The organism is Streptosporangium sp. NPDC087985, from assembly GCF_044741965.1.
Taxonomy (GTDB): Bacteria; Actinomycetota; Actinomycetes; order Streptosporangiales; family Streptosporangiaceae; genus Streptosporangium.
In genome coordinates this window covers 22,968-34,685 of sequence record NZ_JBIUTQ010000010.1, presented here as the reverse complement: position 1 = coordinate 34,685, position 11,718 = coordinate 22,968, and the positions used below count along the sequence as shown (strand labels likewise).

The window sequence follows — 11,718 nt, the reverse complement described above, 5'->3', positions numbered from 1 at the left end:
TCCTCGAAACCATCGATGACCTTCAGGACAGTACGATCACTCCGCCCTCGCGGGTGATGGTCTCCTGAATGCTTGAGGGAGGCTCCGCCTCCGTGATGAGGCCGGCGAACTCGCCCATGCTGGCGACGCGGTGGCGGGCGACCCGGCCGAACTTGCTGGAGTCGGCAAGCACGTAGGAGCGCGTCGTGTTCCTGAGGATCGTCCTACGTACGGCGATCTCGTCCAGGTAGTAGTCGGTCAGGCCGGCCGTGGCGTCGATGCCTCCGGACCCGAGGAACGCGATGTCCGGGTTCAGGTCCGCGAAGAACGACTGGGCGACCGAGTTGGAGAGCGCGAGATCCCCTCCCCGGAGCCTGCCCCCGCAGACGAGGATCTCGACGCCGGTCCGTTCGGAGAGCTCCGCCGCGACCAGGAGGGAACAGGTGGCCACGGTTCCGGAGAAGTCCAGCGGCAGGGCGCGGGCCACATGGACGGCGGTGGTCCCCACGTCGATCACGACCGTCTGACCGGGGTGCGCGAGCGCCGCTGCGGCGCGCCCGATCCGTTTCTTCGCCTCCGCGGCGGTCCCGGTGCGCTCGGCGAAGGGGGTCTCCTCCCCGGCTGACTGCCCGAGCGCGATCGTCGCGCCTCCATGGACGCGCGCCAGTGTTCCGCGGCGTTCGAGCAGAACGAAGTCACGGCGGATCGTCTCCGCTGACACGCCGAGCTCGCGGGCGAGCTCGTCCGTGCTGACCACGCGAGAGGCCCGGAGCGCCTCCCTGATCCGCGAATGCCGTTCAGCGGGCAGCATGTTTGCCCGTTTCTGTGGAATTCTGTGCCTCCATGAGGAGGATTATGCTTCAATGTGAGTTACAACGTCAACGCATTGTGCTACCGCGCGTGAACTTTTACTAAAATCTTCACTAATCGACGGGGGCGGACCCCGCACGCACCGGTGGAGGCTCACGGCGGGGGCCGGTCACGATCTCCGTGGATCCCCCGGCCGGCCGGATTGCTGAGAGGCTGGCGGTATGCGCATCGACCTCCACACCCACTCCACCGCCAGCGACGGCACGGATTCTCCCCAGGCGCTGATGGCGGAGGCGGTCGCAGCCGGGCTGGACGTGGTGGCCCTCACCGACCACGACACGACCGCCGGATGGGAGACCGCCTCGGCCGCGCTGCCCACCGGGCTGACGCTGGTGCGCGGTGCCGAGCTGTCGGGCCGGTGGTACGGCGGTGAGCCGACGGTGGGGCTGCACCTGCTGGCCTACCTGTTCGACCCCGGCTACGGGCCGCTGGTCGCGGAGCTGGCCGAGGTGCGCCGGTCCCGTGAGCATCGGGCGGAGGGCATGGTGGCGCTGCTGAACGCCGACGGCATCGACGTCACGGTCACCGAGATACGCGAGCACGCGGCCGGCGGCACGGTGGGCCGTCCCCATCTCGCCCAGGCGCTCATCAGGCGGGGTCTGGTCGCGACCGTGGACGAGGCCTTCACCCCGGAATGGCTGGGCAGCCGCTACCGTCTGGCCAAGACCGACATCGACGTGTTCACCGCGCTCCGGCTGGTGAACGAGGCCGGCGGCGTCTCGGTACTGGCGCACCCGAGGGCGGCCAGGCGGGGCCACATCGTGCCCGACACCCTGATCGCCGAACTCGCCGCGGCGGGCCTGTGGGGCATCGAGGCCGACCACATGGACCATCCGGTCGCCGACCGCGCGCACGCGCGTGACCTCGCCCGCGACCTGGGCCTGCGGGTCACCGGTTCCAGCGACTACCACGGCACCAACAAGACCGTACGGCTCGGCGCCTTCACCACCGACCCGCTCGTCTACGAGGACATGGTCTCCACCGCGACAGGCACCGCACCCCTCGCCGGACCGTGAGCCGGTCTGAGGGACCGATCGTCCGGCGGCGCGGTCAGTATCCCGTGGCGGGATCGATCACCCCTTCCAGTGGCCGGCCCTCCCGCAGGTGACGGACGTTCCGCTCGATCCGCTCGCAGAGCATCCGCGTGACGTACTCGGCGGAGTCCGCGCAGTGCGAGGTGATGAGAGCCCTGGGGTCGCTCCACAGCGGGTGCCCCTCGGGGAGCGGCTCGGGGTCCGTCACGTCCAGGCCGGCGGCGGAGATCGTCCCGGCGCGGAGTGCCTCGGCGAGCGCGTCGGTCTGGATGTGCGCCCCGCGCGCGACGTTGACGACGACGGCCTGCGGCGGCAGCAGCGCCAGCTCGGCGGCACCGATGATGTGCCTCGTCTCCGGGGTCAGCGCGAGCGCCACCACCAGGATGTCGGTCTCGGGGAGCGTGGCGTGCAGAGCCGTCGGCGGCAGCGTCTCCCCGGCGCCCTCGATCTTCTCCGGCCGGCGGCGGATCACCCGGATCCGGCAGTCGAAAGGCTGCAGGAGGCGGACGAGCTCGGAGGCTATGCCGCCACCGCCGAGGATCGTCACCCGCTGACCGTGCAGGGACCGGGGATCCACCGCATGCCAGTGGGGCGTCCGTGCCTGCCGTACGACACTGCGCAGGCAGGCCAGCGTCAGCATGAGCGCGTGCTCGCTCACCTGCCCGGCGAACGACCCCTTGGCGCAGGTGAAGACCACCGGCCGGTGGAAGAGGCCGGACGTCGCGAACTTCTCCACCCCGGCCCAGGGGAACTGCACCCACCCGATCCCGGGATGGCCGTCCAGCATCCGCTCAAGCTGTTCCGGCTCACCGGGGATGAGCCACACCAGGCCGTTGGCCTCAGCCGGCGGGACGTTGACACCGCCCCCGCCGGACACGGCCTTCTCGACCTCGGAGCGCAGGTGGTCGAGGCCGGGGGAGTTGGCGCGGCCGTACGCCTTCCCTGCTTCGGCAGACGGGGCTATCGCGATGCGGGCTTCCATAACGGACATTCTGGAGTATCTTGCTAAAGATCCCACTCGCAGACGTAGCTCGCTCTGGCGATGCGCCACAGCTCGGACCGGCCGACCGTAAGCCGGGGGATCACCAGGCCCGCCTTCCACGTGAGACGTGGCTTCGAACGGTCTACGGGAGCGCCCCGGTGTTCTCGGCGGCTTCCCGTAACGCGGTGAGCGCTTCCTCGACGGAGCCGCCGAGCCGGGTCACTTCGGCGAGGTAGGTGGAGGCGTGCCGCCGGATCAGGTCGGCCCGCGCGGCCTGGGACTGCGGTTGCGGCAGCACCCGAGTGCCGCCGCCACGCTTCGCGGTGACGTGCCCGGACTGTTCGAGTTCCTTGTAGGCCCGTGCCACCGTTCCCGTCGCCAGCCCGAGGTCGGCCGCGAGCTGGCGCACCGGCGGTAGCCGGGTGCCCGCGTCCAGCACCCCGCAGCGGATCAGTTCGGCGAGCTGCGCGCGGATCTGCTCGTAGGGGGGCGAGGGGCTGGTGACATCGACTCTGATCATGAAGCCCTGACCCGGGGCTTGACCTTGGGGGCGGAGAGGAGCTCGGCGAGGTACCAGATGGCCGAACCGGCGGAGAGCAGGGCGACCCCTCCGAGGATGGGAGCAGCGATCACGGTCCAGCCGGGAAGGTAGGCGCTGTTGTTGACGGCGGCGGCGGCGGTGAGCGCGATGCCGCCCAGCGGCAGAGCCACGCAGAGCCCGTAGGCCGCGGTGACGACGCGCGCGGAGTGGGCCCGCTGGGCCTCGTCCACCGCTCTGGCGGCCGGGTCGAGACCGGGGCGGCCGCGCCGGACGATCCGGTGCATCACCAGGGCGGAGAGGAGTAGCGCGCCCACCAGCGCTGCCAGGATCGGCCACGCGTAGAACCAGCCGGGCCAGGGGCCGGTCGACTGGCTGACCGTGCCGTCCGGGTTGTGCGCCACCAGCGACCGCCCGGGCCGGCCCATGTCGTCGGCGCTCGCGGTGGACACGGTGACGGCCAGCAGCCCGATGGTGATCATCGACAGTGCCGCGGCCAGCGACGCGGAGAACCGGGGCAGGTAGTGGCGGATCTTCCGGGTCTCCAGTGCCGCGCCCCGGATCGGGCCGCCGGGAGGCTTGGCTGCGAGCTCTCCGGTGAGGGTGCCGAGGATGAGGCAGAGTCCCAGAGCCGGGGCGGCGAGCATCGGTCCACGGCCGAGGCCACCGGTGCCGGCGGTGAGACAGGCGGCGCCGATTCCGACGGCCAGGCCGGTGATTCTGGCCAGCAGGGTCCGCCGCGCGGTGGTCCGTAGCGCGAGGAGGTCGTCGGACGGCATCCGCACGGTCCGGGTCACGGATACGAGCGCGGAGACAAGCGCGACCCCGAGGGCCAGCAGTATCAGGGTGATGAAGGGGATTCCGATGGACATGTGACTCCTTGTATCAACCAAGCGATACAAATGATGCACACTCCGGCTACTTGTCGCAACCTGTTGATACAAGTCGTCCCGCGCGTGTCCCTCATGCCGACAACGCGGCGTAGTCAGCTGGAGCGGCCCCGGGCATCCAGAGGAAACCCGCCGGATGGCTCCGTAGTCGATGGGCTCCTCGTCGCTCATGTCTCCGGCATCGCGCGCCGCCCGTGCTTCCCGGGGGAGGGTTACGCTGATCTCATGGCGGACTCCTCGGCGCGGGACAGGCGGTTACGCGGATACTGGGACCGGCAGGCCGGCTCGTACGACCAGAAGATGGCCTTCGCCGAGCGCCGCCTCTTCGCCGACACCCGTCAGTGGCTGTGTGGGCAGGCGGCCGGCGACGCGCTGGAGGTGGCGGTTGGCACCGGCCTGAACCTCGCCCACTACCCGGACGACGTCAGGCTGACCGGCGTGGAGTGGAGTGCCTCCATGCTCGCGGTGGCCCAACACCGAGCCGACGGCCTCGGCCGGGCGGTCGACCTCCAGCGAGGTGACGCGCGGGCACTGCGCTTCTCCGACGGCTGCTTCGACACGGTCGTCTGCACGTTCTCGCTGTGCGCGATCCCCGACGAACAGGTGGCGCTCGACGAGATGGCGCGGGTCCTGAAGCCGGGCGGGCTGCTGCTCCTCGCCGACCACGTGGCATCGTCGGCGTGGCCGGTCCGGATGCTGCAAGGGCTGGCGGACGTCGCCACCGTGCCGCTGGCGGGGGAGCATTACCGCCGCCGGCCCCTGCGCCGGGTACGCGCGATGGGATTCGCCGTGGAGCGTCACGAGCGCTTCAAACTCGGCGTCATCGAACGGTTCGCGGCCAGGAAACCGGATCCCGCCGCCGGCTGAACACCATCTTGTCGGTGCCACCTGACATCATCCGTCGATGCCAGAGACACATGCCGCCTCGATCTCATCCTTCTGGGATGCCGCCGCCGACTCCTTCGACGAGGAGGCCGACCACGGTCTTCGCGATCCTCACGTCAGGGCCGCGTGGGTGGAGCGCCTGCGCTCCTGGATGCCCCATTCCCCGGTCGACGTCTTGGACCTGGGCTGCGGCACAGGTTCCTTGTCCCTGCTGCTCGCCGAGCAGGGACACCGGCCGGTCGGAGTGGACCTGTCGCCGCTCATGGTCGAGCAGGCCCAGCGCAAACTCACCACGGCCGGCTTCGACGTCGCGATGATGGTGGGCGACGCGAGCAACCCCCCGGCAGAGGCGGGGGTGTCCTTCGATGTGATTCTCTGCCGTCACCTGCTGTGGACCTTGCCCGATCCCGAGGAGGCATTGCGCCGCTGGGTCGGCCTGCTGCGCCCGGGCGGGCGTCTGGTGCTCATCGAGGGACGCTGGGCGACCCATGCCGAGCCCGGCGACGACCAGTCCTATGACGTGGAGCCCGGCTCGCTGCCATGGATGGGCGGCGTCAGGGCCGAGCGTCTCCTGCAGGCCCTGCGGCCACTCGCTGCGGACTCGCGCGCCGAGCCACTGACCGATCCCAACCTGTGGGGCCGCTCGATTCAGGACGAGAGATACGCCGTCATCGCCTCCGTGTAGCTGACGGCGTATCTGAACCTCAGAGATCACGGACGGCCGGTCAGGACCATGCTTGTGGCTGGCGGACGTCGGCGTGGAGGCCGGCGATATCCGGGCGTGGACGGGCGTTCCGCAGGCGGATGGGTTTGAGTCTCCCGTAGGGGGAGGTACGAGGGTGAGGGCATGGACGGTGACACGCTCTACTCGATCGGTGATCTGGCCCGGCGGACCGGACTGACGGTCAAGGCCATCCGGTTCTACTCCGACCGCGGGATCGTGCCGCCGACCGACCGCAGCCCGGCTGGCTACCGCCTCTACGGCATCGACGCCCTCGCACGTCTGGACCTCGTGCGGACGCTGCGCGACCTGGGACTGGACCTTCCCACGGTCCGGAAAGTCGTGGACCGGGAGATCTCGCTTCCCGAGGTCGCCGCAGCGCACGCCGAAGCACTGGCGGTGCAGATCCGAACGCTGCGCCTGCGGCGCGCGGTGCTGACGGTGGTGGCCAAGCGCGGGTCCACCCCTGAGGAGACGGATCTCATGCACAAGCTGGCCAAGCTCTCCGAGGACGAACGTCGACGTCTGATCGGCGATTTCCTCGACACCGCCTTCGGCGGCCTGGACACCAACCCCGAATTCTCGGGGATCAGACGCTCGATGACCCCCGAACTGCCCGACAATCCCGAGGCCGAGCAGGTCGAGGCGTGGGTGGAGCTGGCCGAACTGTCCCAGGACCCGGATTTCCGCGCCAGCGTGCGGCGCATGGCTGAGCACCACGCGGCCGAGCGTGCCCAGGGCGACACCACGCACCTGCGCCGCGACTCTGCCGCAATGGTCCGTGACCAGGCCGGCCCAGCCCTGGTAGCCGGCATCGACCCGGCCTCGCCCCAGGCCGATCCGGTCGTCGCGGCGGTCACGGCTCAGTACGCGCACGTCTTCGGCCGCCCCGACGACGTCGACCTCCGGCGCCGGCTGTTGACCCGGCTGGAGAGCGCGAACGACCCTCGCCGGGAGCTGTACCTTCAGCTGCTCGCAGTGATCAACGGCTGGCCGGCCCCGGAAAACCTGGCGCCGGTGCTGGACTGGTTCATCCAGGCCCTGCGTGCCCGGACACCGGGGTGAAGCCCCAATCAGCACGGAGCGGGCGTTTCGTACCCGGCGTGGGATGATCTCCAAACTTTGGATGATCAAGGACAACGGGCCGGTCTTCGCCTCGTTACCTCGGGGTCGGTCGGAAACGTGTCGGTGACCTTGCTGTAGACGGAGCGGAACGCGGCCCAGTCGGCGTCCTTGCGGCCTGTGAGCGCCGGCAGGGTGGCGTTCGGCCGGTCGGCGGGTGCCTACGGAGCGCTGATCCGATCGGGTTGGGGCGTGATGACGGCGAGCGTGACCGGAAAACGGAGTGCGCGCCGATGTGATCACCCGTAATGTCGTGAACGCACCTCCCGGTGCGGAGGCGGCGGTTACTTCTTGGTGAAACGCCCTCGGGCGTGCGGGTTCGAGTCCCGCAGCCCGCCGCCGGCTTGATCTCGGGAGGGACACAACTTCAGAGCGTGCCCGGTGCGAAGGTAACGGTTACTTCCACTGTTAATAGGGTGTCGCGGGTTCGAGTCCCGTCACCGGCGTGAGCCGGTGTAGCTCAGTTGGCAGAGCACCTATGTACCGTCACCGACTTTGATCTCGGGCACGACCTCTGAACGCGGGTTCCTCCCGGTGCGGAAGGGACCCCCTCACATGTCCAAGTTCAACAAGCCGTCGACCCGTCCCGCGACGTTCAGCCCGGTCACGTCCGAGTCCGTGGCCTCCGGCCGGACCTTCGAGGGCGCGCCGGGGCATGCCCGGGACGCCAGGAGCGAACTGTTCCTGCTGGCGGTCTCGAACATGGTCGGCGAGGACAGCTTCTACGAGGGCAAGACCGAGCGCGACCAGCGCTTCCGCGACCTGGTCCACCAGGTCGCGGTTCAGGACTGCGACTGGCTGGCCCGGTTCCTGCCGTGGCTGCGCCGCGAGGCCAACATGCGCTCGGCCCCGATCGTCGCCGCGCTGGAGGCCGTCAAGGCACGGCGGGACGCGGGCATCGAGGGACTCGGCCGCCAGCTGGTCGACAGCGTGCTTCAGCGTCCCGACGAGCCCGGCGAGGCCCTGGCCTACTGGACCTCCCGCTACGGCCGTTCGATTCCGAAGCCGGTCAAGCGTGGCGTGGCCGACGCGGTCGCACGCCTCTACAGCGAGCGGAGCCTGCTCAAGTACGACACCGATTCGTATGCGTGGCGGTTCGGTGACGTCATCGATCTGGTCCACCCCACACCCGACCCCGCACTTCCCTGGCAGGGCGAGCTGTTCAAGCACGCGCTGGACCGCAGGCACCGCCGTGACGAGCAGATCCCCCGTGCTCTCGGCACGCTGGCCGCCCGCGCCGAGCTGATGGCCCTGCCGGTCGGCCGGCGGCGCGCCGTGCTCACCGATCCCGACCGGCTCAAGGCAGCCGGGATGACCTGGGAATCGCTGGCGGGCTGGCTGCAGGGCCCGATGGACGCAGCCGCCTGGCAGGCCGTCCTCGACTCGATGGGCTACATGGCGCGGCTGCGCAACCTGCGCAACTTCGACCAGGCGGGCGTCTCCGACGAGGTGGCCGCGCGTATCGCCGCCCAGCTGGCGGACCCCGAGCAGGTCGCCCGCTCCCGCCAGTTCCCCTTCCGGTTCCTGGCGGCCTACCGTGCCGCGCCCTCGCTGCGCTGGGCCTACCCGCTGGAGCAGGCGCTGACGCACTCGCTGGCGCGGGTGCCCGCACTCGACGGCCGCACGCTGGTGCTGGTCGACCGGTCTCCGTCGATGTGGATGCAGAAGTTCAGCGCGCACTCCGCGATGCCGTGGGCGGACGCCGCCGCCGTCTTCGGTACGGCGGTTGCGCTCCGCGCCGAGCAGGCCGACCTGGTGGAGTTCGGCATCGAGAACGCGCGCGTGAAGTTCCGGCGTGACGAGTCGCTGTTGAAGATCCTGGACCGGTTCCACCAGCTCAGCGGGACAGACATCCCCTCGGCGGTCAAGCGTCACTTCCGTGGCCATGACCGGATCGTCATCGTCACCGACGAGCAGACCCGCCCCGGCTGGCTGCCCTCCAACGGCGCCGGCTACGGAGGTGGGCCGGAGAGGCCGGTCAACGACCTTGTCCCGCGGGACGTGCCGCTGTACATGTGGAACTTCGGCGGTTACAAGCACGGTGCCACCCCATCGGGCGAGGAGAACCGGCACACCTTCGGCGGCCTGACCGACGCCGCCTTCCGGATGATCCCGCTCCTCGAAACCGGTCGCACCGCGGACTGGCCTTTCTGAACAAGCTGATCTTCATCGGCTGGAGGTCTGGGCGGCCGGTTGGCCGAGCGGGCATGACGCCGCCCCCGCGGTTCCCGCTCGCGGGGGCACGGCCCCGCATCCCGCCAGGTTCTTCCTGTTCATCACCCGCAAGCAGACCCGCTGACGCGGACTCGCGGTCACCTGTCTCTCAGAGCGGGGATTCCGGCTGAGGCCTGACCGGAGAGCCGGGGAATGGGGGCGGGCGGTGGGGAGAGAGTGCTGGTCGGCCCAGGATAGAGGGCTGGACCTCCGGGGCGACATCATCGTGGCCGGTCGCGGACTGCGGAGGCGATTCCTTGGCGGCTACCGTGAAATCGGCCGTGCATCTGTGGAGGTTCGAGATGGATCCGTCCCGGCGTCACCTGCTGGCTGCGCTGCCGTTCGTGCCCTCGGCGCTGGGGGAGTGGTTGACCTTCTGGAACTACGGCACCCCGGCCGAGTCGGCGGCCCAGCACGGGGCCGGACGGGTCGTGGGCCTTGCCGACGTCGCGCGGATCAACGAGGCCCGCAAGGCGTTCAGCCAGATGGACCACCAGTTCGGGGCGGGGCTGGTCCGCCCGGTGGTCATGAGATACCTCAACGGCAACGTCGCGCCGTTGCTGCACGGGCGCTACGACGACCGGGTCGGGGCCGAGCTGATGAGCGCGGCGGCAGGGATGAGCTGGATGGCGGGCTGGACAGCCTTCGACGTGAATCATCACGGTCAGGCACAGCAGCACTTCGGCCAGGCGCTCCGGCTGGCCAAGGCGGGTAACGACCCGCTGACCGGTGCCTGGGTGCTGGCGACGCTGACCCGGCAGGCGATCCATCTGGAGCAGTCCACCTGGGCGCTGTGGCTCGCGCGAGCGGCGGCCGACACCACTCGCCGGACTGATCCGGTCGCAGTCGCCTCCAAGGCAGACCAGGCGGGAGACCTGGCTCGCACGCCCGCGGGGTCAGGTGATGTTCTCCTGGAACGGCCAGGCGAGTGGAGTGATCCGGGATACGCCGTGGGCCAGTCCGACGAACTTGGCATCGGTTGTCGCGACATCGGTGATGGAGAGCCGCTCGGCCATGGCCAGGACTGTGGCGTCAACGTAGCCCATAGGGGCACTGATCAAGCGGCGGACAAGTTCGGAAGCGCGTTTGCGGTCCTCCGACGTTGGATCGGCGACGATGAAATCGCCCTCGTGGGCGGTGACGGCTTCCAGCAGTATGGCTTCCAACTCCGCGCCCTTTCGGACGTTGTTGCGCAGGAAGTTGCAGGTCTCGCCGAGGACGGGCTCGGGGATGACGAGACGTCCGGGCCACGCCATGAGAAGCCGGGTGCATCGGGCGTGGAATCTGTCACCAGGGTCGAAGGTGGCGATCAGCGGGCCTGAATCGCACAACAGACTCTTCACGCGCTGAGACGGATGGCGTCGATCGCCTCCACGATCTCCCGGTTTTTTCGCGCCTCGGCCATGATCTCCCGGTAGCGAGTGGAGAGATCGTGCTCACCGCTTTCTCCCAGGCCAACCCAGGGGAAGCGCCGCCGGACGGCTCCGTAGTCGATGGGCTCCTCGTCGCTCATGTCTCCAGCATAGACAGGCATCCCAGAGCGGTCAGTCTGAGCATTGTTGCGGACAGGCTTCAACATGGAGTCATCCTATAGTCACAGAAAGTCAATGCAACGTGGTTTGGCGGGCTGCCGCAGGCCCCGTCCGCTGTCGCTGTCCGCTCCGGGAATCCGATCAAGGGAGGGGCGAGGTGGTGTGACATACGATTTCGGGCTCGGTCGCTGCGAGGTATCGGATGCCCGGAGCGGAGCTTAATGACCAGGGTGGATCCGACGATGATCTAGGTATGGCGTCGCGGATGGAGCTCACCCGGCAAATTCTGTTCATGGCTGCGCAGCTCCTGGCTGAGCACCCCGAGGGCCTGCCTGTCGCTGAGAGCGTGTTAGAGATGGGTGATCGAGTTCAGTCGAAGGTGTAACGCGGCTGTCGGCGGGCGGGTGCGCCTCGAGTGATGCGGCCGGTCATGCCAGCGATGGCGGCCCATCGGATAATGGCTTCGGAAACCTTTGGGTGGCGTTCGTAGCCCACTGCGTATCGGTCAGATCCGAGGGATAACGACGAGGGGGCATACGACCACCCTGGCGAGAAATCGGATGGCCGTCACGCCACCACAGTAAAGATCGACGATCTTCTCAAGCGTGCTCTAAAACCTGGTTTCACAACGAGCTCGGGCCGCCCACCTCGGGAAAAGGCCTGGTCGCGCATCCCGCTGACTCCTGATTGAAGATCTACTTCCGAGCCCACGTGGGAGCCAGGTCCGGTAGGGGGCCGCTGCCGCCGGTGCGGCCACCGCGACAGTGTCGCCAGCTGGCGTATCACCCAAAGCCTCGCCCGCCGGGCGCGTGGTAAGTGGCGCTCCAGGTCAACCGCGACACGCTCCTCCACCAGGGAAAACCGTGACACGCCAGAGGAATACGTGATGCCAAATCCCCATACCAGGGGCATTTCGTGATCGCCGACACGGCCCCCGGGATTCACAGGTGC

11 protein-coding genes and 1 tRNA gene are annotated in these 11,718 nt (G+C 69.1%); 6 read left to right on the top strand and 6 right to left on the bottom strand.

The genetic code is table 11. From position 1 onward, the window contains the following. Positions 1–22 precede the first annotated feature (22 nt). Positions 23–790 (bottom strand): DeoR/GlpR family DNA-binding transcription regulator, encoded by a 768-nt coding sequence (locus tag ACIN94_RS19520; protein ID WP_400707861.1) that lies wholly within the window; start codon positions 788–790, stop codon positions 23–25. Between the two features lie 220 nt (positions 791–1,010). Here ACIN94_RS19520 and ACIN94_RS19515 point away from each other — a divergent pair, with 220 nt between their 5' ends. Further along, a complete protein-coding gene (locus tag ACIN94_RS19515; RefSeq protein WP_400707859.1) occupies positions 1,011–1,865 on the top strand; it encodes a PHP domain-containing protein in 855 nt (284 codons plus the stop codon). Between the two features lie 34 nt (positions 1,866–1,899). Here the strand turns inward: ACIN94_RS19515 and ACIN94_RS19510 are convergent, their stop codons facing one another. The 3 genes from ACIN94_RS19510 to ACIN94_RS19500 all read right to left on the bottom strand — a co-directional run bounded on the left by ACIN94_RS19510 (position 1,900) and on the right by ACIN94_RS19500 (position 4,275). Continuing rightward, positions 1,900–2,865, bottom strand: coding sequence for a D-isomer specific 2-hydroxyacid dehydrogenase family protein (locus ACIN94_RS19510; RefSeq protein ID WP_400707857.1), 966 nt, complete (start codon positions 2,863–2,865; stop codon positions 1,900–1,902). A gap of 142 nt (positions 2,866–3,007) precedes the next feature. Then, on the bottom strand, positions 3,008–3,385 hold the full coding sequence (locus ACIN94_RS19505) for a GntR family transcriptional regulator (protein ID WP_400707855.1): 378 nt from the start codon (positions 3,383–3,385) through the stop codon (positions 3,008–3,010). Continuing rightward, positions 3,382–4,275 (bottom strand): hypothetical protein, encoded by an 894-nt coding sequence (locus ACIN94_RS19500; RefSeq protein ID WP_400707853.1) that lies wholly within the window; start codon positions 4,273–4,275, stop codon positions 3,382–3,384. Before ACIN94_RS19500 ends, ACIN94_RS19505 begins: the two co-directional genes overlap by 4 nt. Before the next feature lie 243 nt (positions 4,276–4,518). On the opposite strand from ACIN94_RS19500, the gene ACIN94_RS19495 reads away from it, so the two are divergent. The 5 genes from ACIN94_RS19495 (at position 4,519) to ACIN94_RS19475 (ending at position 9,175) form a co-directional block, all read left to right on the top strand. Continuing rightward, positions 4,519–5,160: a class I SAM-dependent methyltransferase gene (locus ACIN94_RS19495; protein ID WP_400707851.1), complete on the top strand. Its 642-nt coding sequence runs from the start codon at positions 4,519–4,521 to the stop codon at positions 5,158–5,160. Positions 5,161–5,197: 37 nt separating this feature from the next. Continuing rightward, positions 5,198–5,863 (top strand): class I SAM-dependent methyltransferase, encoded by a 666-nt coding sequence (locus ACIN94_RS19490; protein ID WP_400707849.1) that lies wholly within the window; start codon positions 5,198–5,200, stop codon positions 5,861–5,863. A 162-nt stretch (positions 5,864–6,025) separates the two neighbouring features. Then, positions 6,026–6,964: a MerR family transcriptional regulator gene (locus ACIN94_RS19485; RefSeq protein ID WP_400707847.1), complete on the top strand. Its 939-nt coding sequence runs from the start codon at positions 6,026–6,028 to the stop codon at positions 6,962–6,964. 433 nt (positions 6,965–7,397) lie between these two features. After that, positions 7,398–7,467, top strand: a tRNA-OTHER gene (locus ACIN94_RS19480). A 109-nt stretch (positions 7,468–7,576) separates the two neighbouring features. Further along, the gene (locus ACIN94_RS19475; protein WP_400707845.1) at positions 7,577–9,175 is read left to right on the top strand and encodes a TROVE domain-containing protein; all 1,599 of its coding nucleotides are present in this window, start codon (positions 7,577–7,579) and stop codon (positions 9,173–9,175) included. A gap of 956 nt (positions 9,176–10,131) precedes the next feature. Here the strand turns inward: ACIN94_RS19475 and ACIN94_RS19470 are convergent. Then, entirely contained in the window at positions 10,132–10,578 is a 447-nt protein-coding gene (locus ACIN94_RS19470) for a type II toxin-antitoxin system VapC family toxin (RefSeq protein WP_400707843.1), read from the bottom strand. Continuing rightward, a complete protein-coding gene (locus ACIN94_RS19465) occupies positions 10,575–10,748 on the bottom strand; it encodes a hypothetical protein (protein ID WP_400707841.1) in 174 nt (57 codons plus the stop codon). The genes ACIN94_RS19470 and ACIN94_RS19465 overlap by 4 nt, the downstream gene beginning before the upstream one ends. Positions 10,749–11,718 lie beyond the last annotated feature (970 nt).